The following is a 17,555-nucleotide window of genomic DNA, read 5'->3' on the forward strand; positions in this document are numbered from 1 at the left end:
GACCGATCCGCCTGATGGCGGCCTTCGCCTTCGCTGCAGCCCTGACGACACCCGCATCCGCCCAGGTGGAAATCCAGTGGTGGCACGCGATGACCGGCGGCAACAACGATATCGTCAACCGCCTCGCCGACGAGTTCAACACATCGCAGAGCGACTACAAGGTCGTCCCCACCTACAAGGGCCAGTATCCCGACACGATGAATGCCGGCATCGCAGCCTTCCGCGCCGGCAACGCACCGCATATCATTCAGGTGTTCGAGGTCGGCACGGCGACGATGATGAGCGCCAAGGGCGCCATCAAGCCGGTGTACCAGCTCATGAAGGATGCGAACGAGCCGTTTGATCCGCAAGCCTACCTGCCGGCAGTCACCGGCTACTATTCCACCGCCAAGGGCGAGATGCTGTCGTTCCCGTTCAACTCGTCGTCAATGGTGATGTGGGTGAACAAGGACGCGCTGAAGAAAGCCAACATCGCCGAGATTCCGAAGACCTGGCCCGAGGTGTTCGACGCGGCGAAGAAGCTCAAGGCGGCCGGCTATACCACCTGCGGCTTCTCCAATGCCTGGGCGACCTGGGCGCATATCGAGCAGTTCTCCGCCTGGCATAACGTGCCGATCGGCACCAAGGCGAACGGCCTCGACGGCTTCGACACCGAACTGAAGTTCAACTCGCCGCTGCATGTGAAGCACCTGCAGACGCTGGTGGAGCTGCAGAAGGACAAGACCTACGACTATTCCGGCCGCAACAGCGCCAGCGAAGGCCGCTTCTCCTCCGGCGAGTGTCCGATCTTCCTGACCTCCTCGGGCTTCTACGCCACCGCCAGGAACTCGGCGAAATTCGATTTCGTCTCGGCGCCGATGCCCTACTATCCCGACGTCACCGGCGCACCGCAGAATTCGATCATCGGCGGCGCCTCGCTGTGGGTGATGGGCGGCAAGAAGCCGGAGGAATACAAAGGCGTCGCCAAGTTCTTCGCCTTCCTGTCCGACACCAACCGCCAGGCCAAGCTGCATCAGGAATCCGGCTACCTGCCGATCACCAAGGCGGCCTATGCCAAGACCAAGGCGGACGGCTTCTACGAGAAGAACCCGATCCTGGAGACGCCGCTGAAGGAGCTCACCAACAAGGAGCCGACCGAGAATTCGCGCGGCCTGCGCTTCGGCAACATGGTGCAGATGCGCGACGTCTGGGCGGAAGAAATCGAAGCCGCGCTGAACGGCACCAAGACGGCGAAGGATGCGCTGGACGCGGCAGTGGCCCGCGGCAATCAGATCCTGCGCCAGTTCGAACGGACCGTCGCGAGGTAAGCTTGCTCCGCACCATTCGATCATTCAGCGTCACGACACGCGACGCGACCTCTCCCCACACGCCGGGAGAGGTCGGAGCCAACACGCCAGCGACGTGTTCGAGTGAGGCACGGACGGGAGTTCGACCGCCGCCCACGCGGCCTTCGCGGATATCGATCCTTCGCTGCCAGCTCCTCTCCGCGAGCGGGGAGACGAGAACCGCAGCGGCAAACGCATTCGCTTTCGCCAAAAGCACGGCCATGAACCAAGACGCCTGAATGGACAAGAGCGTCACCTTCAATGGCAGGCTGCTGCCCTATCTGCTGCTGGCGCCGCAACTCGCCATCACCTTCATCTTCTTCTATTGGCCCGCGAGCCAGGCGATGTGGCAGTCGTTCCTGCGCGAGGATGCGTTCGGCCTCTCGTCGGAATTCGTCGGCTTCGAGAATTATGCGGCGCTGTTTGCGCAGCCCGAATACTACAAGGCGATGGTGACGACCGTCGTCTTCTCGTCGCTGGTGGCGGCGCTTTCGCTCAGCATCGCGCTGTTGTTCGCGACCCAGGCGGACAAGAACCTGAAGGCGGCACCCGCCTACAAGACCTTGCTGATCTGGCCCTATGCGGTGGCGCCCGCGATCGCCGGCGTGCTGTGGATCTTCATGTTCCATCCCTCGCTCGGCACGCTGGCACGGCCGCTGCGGCTGATGGGCTTCGACTGGAATCCGATGCTGAACGGCAACCACGCGCTGGCGCTGGTGGTGATGGCCGCGGTGTGGAAGCAGATTTCCTACAATTTCCTGTTCTTCCTCGCTGGCCTGCAATCGATCCCGAAGAGCGTGATCGAAGCGAGCGCGATCGACGGTGCAGGCCCGATGCGCCGCTTCTGGACCATCATATTCCCGTTGCTGTCGCCGACCACCTTCTTCCTGCTGGTGGTCAATGTCGTCTACGTGTTCTTCGATACCTTCGGCATCATCGATGCGGTGACCGGGGGCGGCCCGGCGGGCGCGACCACCACCCTGGTCTATAAGGTCTATGCGGACGGGCGGCTCGGCGGCGATCTCGGCGGCTCGGCAGCGCAATCGGTGATCCTGATGGTCATCGTCATCGCGCTGACCGCGATCCAGTTCCGCTACATCGAGCGCAAGGTACAGTACTGATGGTCGAGCGCCGCCCCTTCAGCGACTTCATCGCCTACCTGATCCTGACGATCGGCGTGCTGATCGTCGCCTTCCCGGTCTATCTCGCCTTCATCGCCTCGAGCCACGACGCGGCCACGGTCGCCAATGGCAACATGCCGCTGCTGCCCGGCGGACATCTCAGCGAGAATTATTATCGCATCGTCGTGCAGGGCGCGGCGCGCCAGATCCGCGAGCCCGTCGCCTCGATGCTGTTCAATTCATTCGTCTCGGCGATGGGCATCGCGCTCGGCAAAATCGTGATCTCGATCCTGTCTGCTTACGCGGTCGTCTATTTCCGCTTTCCCTTCCGCAAGACCGCGTTCTGGATCATCTTCGTCACGCTGATGCTGCCGGTCGAGGTACGCATCTATCCGACCTACAAGGTGGTCGCCGACCTGCACCTGCTCGACACCTACACCGGCCTGATCCTGCCGCTGATCGCCTCCGCCACCGGCACGCTGCTGTTCCGGCAGTTCTTCATGACCGTGCCGGACGAACTGCTGGAAGCCTCGCGGATCGACGGCGCGGGTCCGTTCCGCTTCTTCAAGGATACGCTGCTGCCGCTGTCGACGACGACGATCGCGGCATTATTCGTGATCCAGTTCATCTACGGCTGGAATCAGTATCTCTGGCCTCTGCTGATCACGACCCAGGACTCGATGCAAACCATCGTCACCGGCATCAAGAAGATGCTGACCACGACCGACGCGCTCGCCGAATGGCAGCTCGCGATGGCGACGGCCGTGCTGGCGATGCTGCCGCCGGTGGCGGTGGTCGTTATCATGCAGCGGCTGTTCGTGCGCGGCCTGGTGGAAACGGAAAAGTAGGACGCAAACGGAATGGCGCATGTCACGCTGACAGATGTCCGGAAGACCTATGCGGGTCCGGTCGATGCGATCAAAGGCATCACCCTGCATGTGGGCGATGGCCAGTTCTGCGTGCTGGTCGGCCCGTCGGGCTGCGGAAAATCGACACTGCTGCGGATGATCGCGGGGCTCGAGACAACCACTGCCGGCACGATCGATATCGGCGGCACCATCGTCAATGCGATCGAGCCGGCCAAGCGCGACATCGCCATGGTGTTCCAGAATTACGCGCTCTACCCGCACATGACTGTCTACAACAACATGGCGTACGGGCTCCGCAACCGCGGCATGGCCGAAGCCGAGATCAGGACGCGGGTCAACGCCGCCGCACAGATTCTCGAGATCGGCCCGTTCCTCGATCGCAAGCCGCGGCAACTCTCCGGCGGCCAGCGCCAGCGGGTGGCGATGGGTCGCGCCATCGTCCGCCAGCCGAAGGTGTTCCTGTTCGACGAGCCGCTGTCGAATCTCGATGCCAAGCTGCGCATCGCCATGCGCGTCGAGATTCGCAAACTGCAACGGCGGCTCAACACCACCGCGATCTACGTCACCCATGATCAGCTCGAAGCGATGACGCTGGCCGACATCCTGGTGGTGATGAACGGCGGTCTGATCGAGCAGGCGGGCAAGCCGATCGAAATCTATCGGCGGCCGGAGACCACCTTCGTCGCCTCCTTCATCGGCGCACCGCCGATGAACCTGATCCCGCTCGCCCGCGCGCCAGGCATCGCCGCCGCGACATCACTGCCCGCGGAGGCAGGCATCGTCGGCGTACGTCCGGAGGACCTGTCCTTCGACGGCGGCCCGGCCGCAGGCGGCCTTGCCCTTGACCTCACGGTGGAGGCGGTCGAACGGATCGGCGCCGAAACCTTCATTTATGGACAGCATGTGGACGCCGGCGAGATCCTGGTGCGGGTTCCCGGCGAGACGGCGCCGCCGCTCGGGGCGACGGTGACCGCCACCGCAGGGCGCGCGAAGCTGCATGTCTTCACCGCGGATGGCCGCCGGCGGATCGATCTCTGAGGGCGGGCTGGAATCACGCTATCTTGGCGGAGCCGGCCTCGAATCGGCCATCGGATCGCGCTTCCGAAACGGCAAATTTCACCAGTCTCCCCAGCAGGTTCCTTGTCACCAAAAGGTGCTTGAAAGCGCTTTCCCTCTCCCCATATGATTCTCGTCGTCCGGCGACTGACTCGCCGGAAGACAGGGGTGCCATACCGGGCCCCGTCAAAGTCGCTTCGAGAGGACTTTGGGATGACTCGTGTTCCTTCGCTATCCAGCCCCTTCCTGCTGGGCTTCGACGAAATCGAGCGCGTGCTCGATCGCGTCGTCAAAGGCGCCGATGGCTATCCGCCATACAATATCGAGCGTCTTGCCCGTACCAACGGGCAGCCGGAACGCCTGCGGATCACGCTGGCGGTCGCCGGATTCACCCGCGATCAGCTTGACGTGACGACTGAGGAAAATCAGCTCGTCATTCGCGGCCGGCAGCAGGACGACAAGACCCGTCAATACATCCATCGCGGCATCGCCGCACGCCACTTCCAGCGGACGTTCGTGCTGGCGGAGGGGATGGAGGTATTAGGAGCGGATTTGCGAAACGGCTTGTTGTCCATCGATCTCGCCAGGCCGGAGCCTGAACGGGTCGTTAAGACGATAGCCATCAATGAACACGAATAATGCAACCTAGCGGACTCGACCGCTTGTGACTGTAGGAGTCGAGGACCATGACCGAAGACACCACTGTTCTGAATACCGCGCCTGCCATCACCAAGGAAGCGCTGGCTCATTTGGGCGAAGGCCATATCGCCTATGTGAAGCAAATCCGTTCGGAGGACGTTCCCGGACTGTTTCCGACCGCCCCCGAACTGTCGCCGGGCCAGAAACTGTTCGCGCTGCACGCTGCGAACGGCACGCCGATCATGCTGACGGATAGCCTCGAGGCGGCGATTGCGAACGCGTGGAGCAACGAGCTCCAGACGGTAAGCGTTCACTGACGGTTTACCCGCCCGCGCGGTGGCCTCACGCCGCCGTTGCGGGCGGAAGCGCCAGGACAGCGTACAGCGACTCGGCGTCGCGCGATGCCCGCAGCTTGTTGGCAATGTCCTGGTCGCGCAGCAATCGCGCACCCCGCGCCAGCGCTTTCAGGTGGTCCGCACCCGCACCTTCCGGCGCGAGCAGCAACAGCATTAGATCGACCTGCTGACCATCCATTGCGTCGAAATCAATCGGACGCTCCAGCCGCGCAAACAATCCAAACATCCTATCGAGCTTCGGCAGCTTGCCGTGCGGAATGGCGACACCATAGCCGACGGCCGTCGTCCCGAGCTTTTCCCGCTGCAGCAGCACCTCGAAGATCGTGCGCTCGTTCTGTCCGGTCAATGCTGCCGCACGCGCGGCAAGTTCCTGCAGCGCCTGCTTCTTGCTGTTGACCTTCAACGCAGGAATGATCGCCTCGGGCGCGACGAGATCCGTAATCGTCATGAAGCGTTCCGAGAATAATGAAGGGTTGAACCTGTTGGGTTGCGATATGGGGAGCGGGACCGGCGGCCACCAGGCCCGAACCGGACGAGGCCCCCAAGCCTCAAAGGCGCCGGACCATAGGGACCTGCCCGCATGGCGTCAATGCCGAAACTGGCGCAACAGTTGAGAAGATTCAGTCTTCATCCACCCATCCTCCGGCATCGGTTCCCGGCCGAAAATATACTAGAACCAACGGCTTCGTTCCGTCACCGGCGTCGATGTCGCATGACCCGCGCGCCGGCTCAAGCGATCGCGTTACCCTGATATCGTTGGCGGATCGACCCAGCCGATATTTCCGTCCGACCGCCGGTAGATCAGATTCACCCGGCCGCTGTTGCCGTGCAGAAAGACCATCGCCGACGTTCCGCTGAGATCGAGCTCCATCACCGCTTCGCTGACCGACAGTCGCTTCAGCGAGGTCGTCGCTTCGGCGATGATCACGGGATTGAAGGCATCGATGTCCTCATCCTCGCCGAACGCGGGCGCCTCGATCACATAGCTCGGCACATTGAGGGTGGCGAGCGCCGCATTGGCCGCCGCCGTCTTGCGCGCGGAGCGATCCTTCAGCCGGCTCTTGTAGCGCCGCAGCCGCTTCTCGATCTGCAGCAGCGCGAGGTCTGCGCTCGCATAGGCGTCCGCTGCGGTCGCCTCGGCCTCCAGCGTCATTCCGGAATCGAGGTGGAAAAGACAATCGGTCCGAAAGCCTGACCTATCCTTGCCGATCGTCACATGTCCGGAGAAGTTGCCGTCGAAGTATTTGCCAAGAACCTCGTCGGTACGGCTGCTGACCCGTTCACGCAAAGCCTCGCCGACGCTGATGCCTTTGCCCGACACCCGGATTGTCATGTCGCTCCTCAACCTTTGGTGATTGTCGAATGGACGGAGGGAATGCCGCACTTGGAGCTGGTCACACTCGGAGCTGGTCACATCGGGATCATGACCTCACTATCTTTGTTGCGAGCGCGCGCGCTTCGGCGCAACGCTCTAGACAGCGGCAACGGTGGGAGCCGTTGCTTCGTTCCCTTGCATATACTTTTTGTCGCGGCGCCGCTGGACGGACGACGGTATACGCATGGCTTCGCGATACTTTGCCACCGTTCGGCGGGCAATGTCGATACCTGCCGCTCTCAGCATTTCGACGATGGCGTCGTCGGAGAGAATCTCGTTCGGACTCTCCGCATCGATCATCTGTCTGATGCGGTGCCGCACGGCTTCGGCCGAGTGCGCATCGCCGCCGTCGGCTGAGGCGATCGACGCCGTGAAGAAATACTTCAGCTCGACGATGCCGCGCGTCGTCGCCATGTATTTGTTGGCGGTCACGCGCGACACGGTCGACTCGTGCATTTGAATGGCGTCCGCAACGACCTTCAGGTTGAGCGGCCGCAGATGCGTCACGCCATGCTGGAAGAAGCCGTCCTGCTGGCGCACGATCTCGGTGGCGACCTTCAGGATCGTCCGCGCGCGCTGATCGAGCGCACGCACCAGCCATGTCGCGTTCTGTAAGCAATCGGCGAAATAGCTCTTGTCCTCGCCCTTGCGGAGATTGCCCGCGAGCTCGCTGTAGTAGCTCTGATTGACGAGCACCTTCGGCAAGGTATCGCTGTTGAGCTCCACCAGCCAGCCGCCGTCCGGCCCCGGCCGCACGAACACGTCCGGCACCACGGTCTGCACACGCGTCGAGCCGAACTTCAGTCCCGGCTTCGGATCGAGCTGACGAATCTCGGCGATCATCTCGGCAAGATCTTCATCATCGATGCCGCAGATTTTCTTGAGTGCTGTCAGGTCGCGCCGCGCAAGGAGATCGAGATTCTCCACCAGCGCACGCATCGCAGGATCGTAGCGATCGCGCTCAATCAGCTGCAGCGCAAGACATTCGCTGAGACTGCGCGCGCAGATGCCCGGCGGATCGAACGTCTGCACGGTAGCGAGCACGCTCTCCACGTCTGCAAGCGGCGCACCGAGCTGTTCGGCCACCTGCATCAGATCGGCAGGCAGGTACCCGGCTTCATCCACCAGATCGATCAGATACTGTCCGATCAGGCGCTTGACGGGATCGCCGATCGCCAATGCGAGCTGCTCGGCGAGATGATCGCCCAAGGTCGTTTCAGCGGTGACGAAGGATTCGAGATTGTAATCGCCGTCTGCAGACGCGCCGCCGCCCCACTCCGCATGCGACGCCGGCGGCGCATCCTGCGCGGCGCGCGCGGCAGCTTCCGACGGCTCCTCGGGAAAAACGTTCTCGAGGCCGCTGTCGAAGGTCTGCTCCATCTCGGCGCGGCTGCCGAGATCGCGCTCCATCCACTGTTCGGCCGCGGGCTCGAAATCACTGCCGCCGTCGGTGGCCTCGCCAAACGAATCCGAGCCGCCGTCGTCGAAAGTTCCCTCGTCGCTGCCGCCGGCCTCGGCCCGCTCCGCCGGCGCCCCGTCCTCGTTGGCGCGCTCCAACAGCGGGTTGCGCTCCAGCTCTTCCTCGACGAAGACCGCCAGATCGAGATTGGACAGCTGCAGCAGCTTGATCGCCTGCATCAGCTGCGGCGTCATCACCAGCGACTGCGTCTGCCGAAACTCAAGACGTTGTGTCAGCGCCATCGGGCAGGAACCACGGGGCAAGAACTCTGCTTGGACCGTCTTTGGTCCGATTCTTGCTTACCACTTTCAGGGCCGTTGTACAGGCCTGATTTGTTGCGCTGCACAAACTATAGGCGGAATTCTTCGCCAAGGTAAAGACGGCGGACGTCCTGGTCGTTGACGATATCGTCCGGATGGCCTTCGGTCAGAACCTCGCCGGCATAGACGATATAGGCGCGGTCGGTCAGCCCCAGTGTCTCGCGCACGTTGTGGTCGGTGATCAGCACGCCGATGCCGCGGTTGGTCAGGTGGCGCACCAACTCCTGAATGTCGCCGACCGCGATCGGGTCAATGCCTGCGAACGGCTCGTCGAGCAGCATGTAGTTCGGCCGTGTCGCCAGCGCCCGCGCGATTTCGACGCGCCGCCGCTCGCCGCCCGACAGCGCGATCGACGGCGACTTGCGCAGGCGGGTGACGTTGAATTCGTCGAGCAGCGAATCGAGTTCGTACTCGCGCTTCTTCCTGTCAGGCTCGACCACTTCGAGCACCGCCCGAATGTTCTGCTCGACGGTGAGGCCGCGAAAGATCGACGCTTCCTGTGGCAGGTAGCCGATGCCGAGCCGCGCACGCTGATACATCGGCAGCTTGGTGACGTCGTGACCGTCGAGCTCGATGCGGCCAGCATCCGCCTTGATCAGCCCGGTGATCATGTAGAACACGGTGGTCTTGCCGGCGCCGTTCGGTCCCAGCAGTCCGACCGCTTCGCCCCGGCGCACATAGATGCTGACGCCGCGCACGACCTTGCGCGTGCCGAAACTCTTCTCCACGCCATGCGCGGCGAGAAAACCCGGCCGCGATGCATTGCCGTGCGAAGGAAGCCGCAACGGCTTGACCGTCGACGGCCGCGCCACCGGTGATGGCACTGGCGGCCGAGCGCCCGGGGTCCGTGCCGTGGCCGCTCGCGGATTGGGATGAGGCGCGCCAGGATGGGGCGCAGGCCCCGGTGCGCCGGGTGGCACCGGCTGGTCGCGCGACGGCATTTTCAGCAGGTTGCCGATGCCGCCGCCGAGCGAGGCCATGTCGATCTGCTCGCGCGCGAACCCCTTGCGCTTCTGCTGCGCCTTGCCCCGGCGGAAGATGTCAAAAAAACCTGCCATGCTCGCGCTGAACGGTCCGTTCGCTTGTCCACTCACCGGCACACCGTGCAGCGATGTCGCCGCAGTGCTGTGCCGCCGATCACCCGTCGCAGGCCGCCTTTGAGCGACCTGTCGTCCCACCCTGCTCGAGCGCGATCTCTTGAAAAGCCGGACCCGTCTCCGCGCCAAGCTCTAGCACAACCGCGTTGCGAAGTTGCAAATCGTTGCGTCCGGCCGCGCTCAGCGCGACCCGCCCCCCATTAAGCCATTGAGTCCAGGGGCTCTTCCGGCGCCGGGGGGCGCGGAACCGCTGCCGCCCGAGGGCTGCGAGTTCGACTTGAACAGGCCCTGCACCCGGCCACCCTCGACCCGCGAAACGCCGGTCGTCATATCGACCACCAGCCGCTCGCCGCGCAGCACGTTGTCGCCCTGAGTCATGATCACACCCTCGCCACCCTTGGTGCCGGTCATGACGATGGTGTTGGTCTTCATGTCGAACTCGCCCTTGGCGCCGGTGACCGTCTGATCCTTCTGCGTGACGATGACGCTGCCGATCGCGATCAGCTTCTTGATCTGCGAGCTGCCGCCGGGACCGGGGGTCGCCGCCTTTGCCGACTTGCCGCCCGGCGACGACGCGTTGTCCTGCTCGTAATAGACCTCGAGCGTCTTCGAGCGCATCGTCGTGTCGCCTTGCACCACCTTCACGTCGCCCTTGGCGTCGCCGAAGAAGGTCGCGATCTTGCTCTTGTCGCGCACTTCGAGCCGCGCCGCGTCGATCTGGATCGGCTTGTCGCGATTCTGCGAGAAGCCCTGGACCGCGTTCGGCGGCCCGGTGATGCTGCTCGTCGATGTGCTGCTCTTCGATGCGCTGGCCTGTTGCCCACCCTGGGCGTGCGCCGGCGCAAGTCCTGCCAGCGCAAGTCCTATCAGCACAAGTCCTGCCAGCACCACGGCCATGCCGAGCGCACAGGCAGCCGACAGTCGCAACGAAGCCAAGGCAGTGCGGCGAATCATGGGCTCAGCTTACCGTTTCGTCGCGGGTTGCTGGCCGGCAGAATTGTCGAGCGGCTTCAGATGCATCGTCACGCCGCCATAGAACGTCATCACCTCGCCGCGGCCGGTGATCTCAAGACGCTGCGCATCGAGCGTGCCTTCCAGCATCTTCACCGCCACCGGCTTGTCCGACACCACAGTCCCCTTTCCCATGTCCACCGTCGCTTCCGTCAGCCGGGCCTCATAGGTGGCGGACTTCAAGAAGACGTCGTCATAGAGATCGAGCAGCTGCTCGCGGTTCTTGAGGAAGCCGCGGCGCGCGTCCATCAATACGATCGACTTGTCCTCCATTTCGATCTTCGCCTTCAGCGTTTCAAGTTCGACGTTGTTCGGATTGGTGACGTCCTGCACGGCGGTTCGCGCAGTCACTTCGTACGGCCGGCGATCCGGCGTGAAGCCAGCCATCTGCGGCGCCTGCATCGTGATCTTGGTGCCGGAGACGACGATGTTGCCGACGTCGATCGGCAGGTTGGCCAGCATGCGGAACGGGTTGAACACGGAGATGCCGACGATCACACACAGCGAGACGGCGATCGCGGCCGGAACGGCTTTGCGCAGGAACCGAACGAACCGGGAATGCCTAGCGGCGGCCGCAAAGCGCCCTTCCAGCTCCGCCAGATAGACCGGATCCTGAACCGAATGCACCGGTTACTCCGAGAAAGGAGGATAAAGCATCATTATAAGCCGAAATCGGGCTGTCGTAGCCCCAATCCCGCTGCCGCACCCCACGTCTGCGGGCGATAGATTTAGCACCCTTACCAGTAGTTCGTTAGGGACCAATTCACTGTGTCCGAAACAGGGCGGTGGACCGCGCTCAATCATCGCTGCCGGACCATCCCGCTTAAGAATGGGCGAAGATATCCTCTTCGCTCCACCCGGCAAGATCGAGCTTCGCCCGCGTCGGCAGGAACGAGAAGCAGGCGGCCGCGAGCTCGGTCCGGCCGGCCCGGACCAGCATCGCGTCGAGCTGCGCGCGCAGCGCATGCAGATGCAGCACGTCGGATGCCGCATAGGCGATCTGCGCCTCGCTCAGCGTCTCGGCGCCCCAGTCGCTCGACTGCTGTTGCTTCGACAGGTTGACGTTGAGCAACTCGGACACGAGATCCTTCAGCCCATGGCGATCGGTGTAGGTGCGCGTCAGGCGCGAGGCGATCTTGGTGCAGTAGACCGGCTGCGGCATCACTCCAAGCGTATGGTAGAGGACAGCGAGGTCGAACCGCGCGAAGTGAAAGATCTTGGTGACCGCCGGATTGCCGAGCAACGCCTTGAGATTGGGCGCGTTGACGGGGCCTGCAGGAATCTGCACCACATCGGCGGAACCATCGCCGTTCGACAGCTGCACCACGCAGAGCCGGTCGCGATGCGGGTTCAGCCCCATGGTCTCGGTATCGATCGCCACCGAATCCGTGTAGCGCGCGAGATCGGGAAGATCGCCACGGTGCAGGCGAATGGTCATGGGCCGCGATATCCTCAAAGCTTCAGGGCCGAATCGGTTTCGAACCTAACCCCCAATCCTTAACGAGGCGAGAGGCTGTCCTGCGGCGGGAAAACCCGTCGGCGCGCTCAGGCCTGCGCGAGTCCGAATGCTTTGCGCGCAAAACCTCCGGGCTCGACGGCATCCGAACCGCACGCATGGCGTCCGCGCCAGTCCTTGCGGCACGATAACGAGAAAGCAGCCAGCATACTCAAGGATTTGAGGATGATGGTGCCCAGGAAAGGACTCGAACCTTCACGGCTTGCACCACTGGTACCTGAAACCAGCGCGTCTACCAATTCCGCCACCTGGGCAACGGGGCGACACATAGAGGTTCGCCTTTCGCTTTGTCAACCGCCGGGAGCGCCAAACTGCCGGCAACGGCCACCCGGGGCGGCGAAATCCGCTGTACAGAAATCCCCCTTTGGCGTATCGCGGGGCAGTCAGAAACGGCCCGCGGCGACGCGGCGCTTGGACTGGGAGCTTTGAGAGAATGCCGTCCAATATCGACACCCTCGTCACGGTCTTTGGCGGATCGGGCTTCATCGGGCGGCATCTGATTCGCGCGCTGGCGAAACGGGATTTCCGGATCCGCGTCGGCGTGCGCCGGCCGGACCTCGCAGGCCATCTGCAGCCGCTCGGCCGGGTCGGCCAGATCATGCCGGTCCAGGCCAACCTGCGCTATCCGGACTCCGTGGCCGCCGCCACCCGCGACGCCAAGATCGTGGTCAACCTGGTCGGCGTCCTGGCGGAAAGCGGGGCCCAGACCTTCGACGCCGTGCAGGCGGAAGGCGCAGCCGTGGTCGCGCAGGCCGCAGCCGCCGAGGGTGCGCGGCTCGTCCACGTCTCGGCGATCGGCGCCGACGAGACCTCCGAATCGGGCTATGCGCGAACCAAGGCTGCCGGCGAGAAGGCCGCGTTCAGCGCGGTCCCCTCGGCCACCGTTTTCCGCCCGTCCGTGGTGTTCGGCCCCGAAGATCAGTTCGTCAACCGCTTCGCCGCGCTGGCGCGGGCGCTTCCCCTGCTGCCGCTAATCGGCGGCGAGACCAAGCTGCAGCCGGTGTTCGTCGGTAATGTCGCCCAGGCGCTTGCAGATGCTGTCGAAGGCAAGGCCCAGAGCGGTGCCACCTATGAACTCGGCGGCCCGGACGTGCTGACGATGCGCGAGGTGCAGGAACTCGTACTCACGATCATCGAGCGCCGACGCCTGCTGGTGCCGGTGCCGTTCGGGCTGGCGAAGCTGAAGGCCGCGTTCCTGCAGTTCGCCCCAGGCCCGCTCAAGCTGACGCCGGACCAGGTCGAGCTGCTGCGCAGCGACAACGTCGTGTCGCAAACCGCCAAGGATGCCGGACTGACGCTGCAGGGCCTCGGCATCACGCCGGACGCGCTGTCGCACATTGCGCCGTCCTACCTCTGGCGCTTCCGCCGCACCGGCCAGTTCCGCACCAACGCGACCTGAGCAGGACGGCGGCGAGCGCGTCCCATCCCTGATCCGCTGCGATCGGATCAGTAGCCGAGCGCGAGCCCGATCAGCCCCAGCGTACCGACGATCACCCGCCACCAGGCGAACAGGGTGAAGCCCTTGCTCGATACGTAGTCGAGCAGGCTGCGCACCACGATCAGCGCCGCTAAGAAGGCGGTGACGAATCCGACCGTGACCACGATCAGGTTGTCCGAGGTCATCAGCGCATAGTTCTTGTACAGGTCGTAGGCGAACGCGCCGGCCATCGTCGGCATGGCGAGAAAGAACGAGAACTCCGCAGCCGATCGCTTGTCCGAGCCGAACAGCATCGACGCGACGATCGTCGCGCCCGAGCGCGAGACGCCAGGGATCATCGCAAGACACTGGGCGATACCGATGCCGAGATACATCGACAACGGGAAGGCGGTGGCATCATGGAACCGCGGCTTCAGCTCGAGCTGATCGACCCACAGCAGGATGGCACCGCCGACGATCAGCGTGAAGCAGACCACCCACGGATTGAACAGCGTGCCTTTGATGAAGCTGCCGGCCGCGGCGCCGATGACCGCGGCGGGCAGGAATGCGATCAGCACGCCGATCACGAAACGGCGCGCGGCGGGATCGGAGAACATGCCGACCGCGATGCGCCACAGACGCAGAAAGTAGACCGACAGGATCGCAAGGATCGCGCCGAGCTGGATCAGCACGACGAAGGTCTTGCCGAATGCATCGTCGTCGAAGCCGAAGAACCGCTCGATCAGCAGCAGGTGCCCGGTGGATGAAACCGGAATGAATTCGGTCAGCCCCTCCACCACGCCCAGAACGAATGCCTTGATGAGATCGAACGTCATGGAATCGCGGGTCCGGAACTGTACGAGGAGGGGGGCGCGCCGTTGTGACCTATTCGCACCCCTGCCGCAACGGGAAAAACTGGCCGCCGCGGGTTGCCACGGGCGCACCAATCGGTAGGTTGGCCCGACGCCGACGTCACGACTCTGACGCTCGTTCCTTCGCGGATCGCGCCGACCGATCGTCAATTTCGATCAAGGACACCAGGCGGTCACAATCTTTACCTTTGTGTGGTCAGGTTCGGACGTTTCCTCGGAGATTCGCGGCCAAGCGAAGGAATTCCGAACCGTCACGCATCGGAATCTCTGCTTCGCGGCTCTATCAGGTGCTCATGCTCACCCTGTTTCATCACTCCTTCTGCCCCCACTCACGTTTCATCCGCCTCGCCACCGCCGAACACGGTGTCGAGATTCAACTGGTGGAGGAGCGGGTCTGGCTGCGGCGACAGGAATTCCTGACCTTGAACCCGGCGGGAACCACGCCTGTCCTGGTGACCGATGGCGCACCGGCGATCCCCGGCGCGTCGGTCATCGTCGAGTTCCTGGACGAGACGCTCGGCCATGAGATGGGCGATGGCCGCCTGATGATGCAGGACATCAACGACCGCATCGAGGTGCGGCGGCTGATGAACTGGTTCAACGAGAAGTTCTACGAGGAGGTTTCCAACCCCCTGGTCACCGAGCGGATCTACAAGCGTTTCATGAGCGCCAGCGACGGCGGCGGCCCGCCGAACATGGAATTGATCCGCGCCGCCAAGACCAATATCCGCTATCATCTGCAGTACATCGGCTGGCTGGTGGGAACCCGCAACTTCCTCGCCGGCGAGCGGCTCACCTACGCCGACCTCGCCGCCGCCGCGCACCTGTCAGCGATCGACTATCTGGGCGATGTGCCATGGAGCGAAGACGAGACCGCAAAGGCGTGGTACGCGCGCATCAAGTCGCGCCCCTCGTTCCGCCCGCTGCTGGCGGAGTGGCTGGCGGGCGTGCCGGCATCGCCGACCTACGTGGATCTCGACTTCTGAACGCGAGCACATGCCGGGACGCTGACGACGGGCGTTCCGATCGGTCTCCGCTTCAACCGGACTCCCTCCGCGACGCGATCGCGCGCGAAGCACGCACCCATGGCTTCGATGCCATCGGCATCGTCGCGCCCGACGCCATTCCCGAAGCCTTGCCGCGTCTGCAGGATTTCCTGCGCGAAGGCGCCCATGGTGAGATGGCGTGGCTCGCCAACGCCCCCGAACGGCGCGCCGATCCGCGCACGCTCTGGAGCGACGTGCGCTCCGTCATCATGCTCGGCGTCAACTACGGTCCGGACGAGGACCCGCTGCAGATCCTGCAGCAGCGCGACCGCGGCGCGATCTCGACCTATGCGCGCGGCGACGACTATCATGACGTCATCAAAAGCCGGCTGAAGGCACTGGCGCGCTGGATCGTCAGCAAAGCCGGCGGCGACGTGAAGGTGTTCATCGACACCGCCGCTGTGATGGAAAAGCCGCTGGCGCAGGCCGCCGGACTCGGCTGGCAGGGCAAGCACACCAACCTGGTCTCGCGCGCATTCGGCTCATGGCTGTTCCTCGGCTCGATCTTCACCACCCTCGCGCTGCCGCGCGACACGAAGGATCGCGACCATTGCGGATCGTGCCGCGCCTGCCTCGATGCCTGCCCGACCGCCGCATTCCCCTCGCCCTACCGGCTCGACGCCCGGCGCTGCATTTCCTATCTCACGATCGAGCACAAAGGCCCGATCGCCCGCGAATTCCGTGAAGCGATAGGCAACCACATCTACGGCTGCGACGACTGCCTGGCCGTTTGCCCCTGGAATAAGTTCGCCGCGCAGGGACGCGAGGCGAAGCTCGCCGCCCGCGAAGCGCTGCGCGCGCCGCCGCTTGCCGAGCTCGCCCGGCTCGATGATGCGCAATTCCGCGCGCTGTTCACGAAATCGCCGGTCAAACGTGTCGGCCGCAACCGCTTCATCCGCAACGTGCTGATCGCGATCGGCAACTCCGGCGATGTCCGACTCGCTGCGGACGCGCGCCGGCTGGCGGACGATGAAAGCCCCCTGGTGCGCGGCGCCGCGGCCTGGGCCCTGTCGCGGCTGCTGTCGCACGAGGCGTTTGCAGCATTGGCCTTGGTCCATCTCGACCGCGAGACGGATGCGAGCGTGCGCGAGGAGTGGACCCTGCCGCAAGAAGCTTCGTCATAGGGGGCCGCGCTCCGCGCATGGCGCCGGCCGGCGAATTGACGCTGCCGGCGCTGGATTTTTCGCGGACCTTCCAGCAAGGTCCGCGGCCATGAGCAACGAACCCTTCTTCACCGCAGACGGTGACCGCTTCATCCCCACCTCCGCCGGCCGCAGCCCCTGGGACCCGAAATCGATGCACGGGCGCATCGTTATCGGGCTGCTCGGTCAGGAGATCGAACGCCGCCACGGCAGCGCCGCCTATATGCCGACACGGCTCACGGTCGATATGTACCGACTGCCGGACTTCTCGCCGGTCGAGGTCCAGACGCGGGTCGTGCGTGACGGCAAGCGCATCAAGGTGATCGACGCGGAGTTCTTCTCCAACGGCATCAGCATGGCGCGGGCGACCTCGCAGTTGCTGCTGAAGACCGAAAATCCGCCGGGCCAGGTGTGGACGCCGCCGCCATGGCAGGCTCCGCTGCCGAAGGACATTCCACCGCCGACCGACCCGCGCACCGGCATGAACGGCATGTGGAGCGTGCGGCCGATCGAAGGGGCGATGGGCACCTTGGGCCCGCGCAAACTCTGGATGAGCGACATTCGCGAAGTGGTCGGCGGCGTGCCGCTGTCGCCATTCACGCGCGTCGCGCTTTCGGCCGACTTCGCAAGCCCGTTCGCCAATGCCGGCGATCAGGGATTGCGCTACATCAACAGCGACGTCACCGTCTACATGCATCGGATGCCAGTGACCGAGTGGATCGGCTACGAGGTGATCGATCACGGCGCGACGGATGGCGTTGCGATCGCCGAATGCCGCATCCACGACGAGAAGGGCGCGATCGGCAATGCGAGCGTCACGGCGCTGGCACAGCGGATGACGACCACGCAATCCACGTCCGCCGCCAAAACGCCGGCGATGGCGAAGTAACCCAAGGCTCGCCGGAGTCCATCAACGCGCATGAAGAAGCCCGCC

At 64.0% G+C, this 17,555-nt stretch carries 18 protein-coding genes and 1 tRNA gene; 10 read left to right on the forward strand and 9 right to left on the reverse strand.

From position 1 onward, the window contains the following. The first annotated feature begins 14 nt into the window (after positions 1-14). The 6 genes from ugpB (at position 15) to X566_RS08245 (ending at position 5,327) form a co-directional block, all read left to right on the forward strand. Positions 15-1,307, forward strand: a complete 1,293-nt coding sequence (gene ugpB, locus X566_RS08220; protein ID WP_051444180.1) for a sn-glycerol-3-phosphate ABC transporter substrate-binding protein UgpB — start codon at positions 15-17, stop codon at positions 1,305-1,307. Positions 1,308-1,564: 257 nt separating this feature from the next. Continuing rightward, on the forward strand, positions 1,565-2,446 hold the full coding sequence (gene ugpA / locus X566_RS08225; protein WP_034465134.1) for a sn-glycerol-3-phosphate ABC transporter permease UgpA: 882 nt from the start codon (positions 1,565-1,567) through the stop codon (positions 2,444-2,446). Beyond that, complete coding sequence (gene ugpE / locus X566_RS08230; RefSeq protein ID WP_034465136.1) at positions 2,446-3,294, forward strand: sn-glycerol-3-phosphate ABC transporter permease UgpE; 849 nt, start codon at positions 2,446-2,448, stop codon at positions 3,292-3,294. Before ugpA ends, ugpE begins: the two co-directional genes overlap by 1 nt. A gap of 12 nt (positions 3,295-3,306) precedes the next feature. Next, positions 3,307-4,353 carry a sn-glycerol-3-phosphate import ATP-binding protein UgpC gene (locus X566_RS08235; RefSeq protein ID WP_034465138.1) on the forward strand — a complete coding sequence of 349 codons (1,047 nt, stop codon included), beginning with the start codon at positions 3,307-3,309 and terminating at the stop codon, positions 4,351-4,353. Between the two features lie 231 nt (positions 4,354-4,584). Further along, positions 4,585-5,010 (forward strand): Hsp20 family protein, encoded by a 426-nt coding sequence (locus tag X566_RS08240; protein ID WP_034465140.1) that lies wholly within the window; start codon positions 4,585-4,587, stop codon positions 5,008-5,010. A 47-nt stretch (positions 5,011-5,057) separates the two neighbouring features. Beyond that, on the forward strand, positions 5,058-5,327 hold the full coding sequence (locus X566_RS08245; RefSeq protein ID WP_034465143.1) for a DUF1150 domain-containing protein: 270 nt from the start codon (positions 5,058-5,060) through the stop codon (positions 5,325-5,327). 25 nt (positions 5,328-5,352) lie between these two features. On the opposite strand, the gene ptsN is transcribed toward X566_RS08245, so the two are convergent. The 8 genes from ptsN to X566_RS08285 form a co-directional block, all read right to left on the reverse strand. Then, on the reverse strand, positions 5,353-5,814 hold the full coding sequence (gene ptsN, locus X566_RS08250; RefSeq protein ID WP_034465144.1) for a PTS IIA-like nitrogen regulatory protein PtsN: 462 nt from the start codon (positions 5,812-5,814) through the stop codon (positions 5,353-5,355). 294 nt (positions 5,815-6,108) lie between these two features. Then, a complete protein-coding gene (gene hpf / locus X566_RS08255) occupies positions 6,109-6,699 on the reverse strand; it encodes a ribosome hibernation-promoting factor, HPF/YfiA family (protein WP_034465146.1) in 591 nt (196 codons plus the stop codon). A 138-nt stretch (positions 6,700-6,837) separates the two neighbouring features. Then, positions 6,838-8,442: an RNA polymerase factor sigma-54 gene (gene rpoN, locus X566_RS08260; protein WP_034465148.1), complete on the reverse strand. Its 1,605-nt coding sequence runs from the start codon at positions 8,440-8,442 to the stop codon at positions 6,838-6,840. Positions 8,443-8,549: 107 nt separating this feature from the next. Beyond that, the gene (gene lptB, locus X566_RS08265; RefSeq protein WP_034465150.1) at positions 8,550-9,578 is read right to left on the reverse strand and encodes an LPS export ABC transporter ATP-binding protein; all 1,029 of its coding nucleotides are present in this window, start codon (positions 9,576-9,578) and stop codon (positions 8,550-8,552) included. 219 nt (positions 9,579-9,797) lie between these two features. Next, positions 9,798-10,514 carry an LptA/OstA family protein gene (locus X566_RS08270; protein ID WP_081740224.1) on the reverse strand — a complete coding sequence of 239 codons (717 nt, stop codon included), beginning with the start codon at positions 10,512-10,514 and terminating at the stop codon, positions 9,798-9,800. A gap of 66 nt (positions 10,515-10,580) precedes the next feature. Beyond that, positions 10,581-11,255, reverse strand: coding sequence for an LPS export ABC transporter periplasmic protein LptC (lptC, locus tag X566_RS08275; protein WP_034465151.1), 675 nt, complete (start codon positions 11,253-11,255; stop codon positions 10,581-10,583). Positions 11,256-11,451: 196 nt separating this feature from the next. Beyond that, a complete protein-coding gene (locus X566_RS08280; protein WP_034465152.1) occupies positions 11,452-12,066 on the reverse strand; it encodes a ribonuclease D in 615 nt (204 codons plus the stop codon). A 247-nt stretch (positions 12,067-12,313) separates the two neighbouring features. Next, positions 12,314-12,398: transfer RNA gene (locus X566_RS08285), tRNA-Leu, on the reverse strand. A gap of 179 nt (positions 12,399-12,577) precedes the next feature. Between X566_RS08285 and X566_RS08290 the strand changes: the two genes are divergently transcribed. Further along, on the forward strand, positions 12,578-13,543 hold the full coding sequence (locus tag X566_RS08290) for a complex I NDUFA9 subunit family protein (protein ID WP_034465154.1): 966 nt from the start codon (positions 12,578-12,580) through the stop codon (positions 13,541-13,543). Between the two features lie 47 nt (positions 13,544-13,590). Here the strand turns inward: X566_RS08290 and X566_RS08295 are convergent, their stop codons facing one another. Continuing rightward, the gene (locus tag X566_RS08295) at positions 13,591-14,397 is read right to left on the reverse strand and encodes an undecaprenyl-diphosphate phosphatase (protein ID WP_034465156.1); all 807 of its coding nucleotides are present in this window, start codon (positions 14,395-14,397) and stop codon (positions 13,591-13,593) included. Between the two features lie 329 nt (positions 14,398-14,726). On the opposite strand from X566_RS08295, the gene X566_RS08300 reads away from it, so the two are divergent. The 3 genes from X566_RS08300 to X566_RS08310 all read left to right on the forward strand — a co-directional run bounded on the left by X566_RS08300 (position 14,727) and on the right by X566_RS08310 (position 17,510). Next, the gene (locus X566_RS08300) at positions 14,727-15,419 is read left to right on the forward strand and encodes a glutathione S-transferase family protein (RefSeq protein WP_034465158.1); all 693 of its coding nucleotides are present in this window, start codon (positions 14,727-14,729) and stop codon (positions 15,417-15,419) included. After that, complete coding sequence (gene queG, locus X566_RS08305; RefSeq protein WP_034465160.1) at positions 15,368-16,603, forward strand: tRNA epoxyqueuosine(34) reductase QueG; 1,236 nt, start codon at positions 15,368-15,370, stop codon at positions 16,601-16,603. The genes X566_RS08300 and queG overlap by 52 nt, the downstream gene beginning before the upstream one ends. Before the next feature lie 88 nt (positions 16,604-16,691). After that, positions 16,692-17,510: an acyl-CoA thioesterase domain-containing protein gene (locus tag X566_RS08310; RefSeq protein WP_051443955.1), complete on the forward strand. Its 819-nt coding sequence runs from the start codon at positions 16,692-16,694 to the stop codon at positions 17,508-17,510. The last annotated feature ends 45 nt before the right edge of the window (positions 17,511-17,555 follow it).

Source organism: Afipia sp. P52-10 (assembly GCF_000516555.1).
GTDB lineage: Bacteria > Pseudomonadota > Alphaproteobacteria > Rhizobiales > Xanthobacteraceae > P52-10.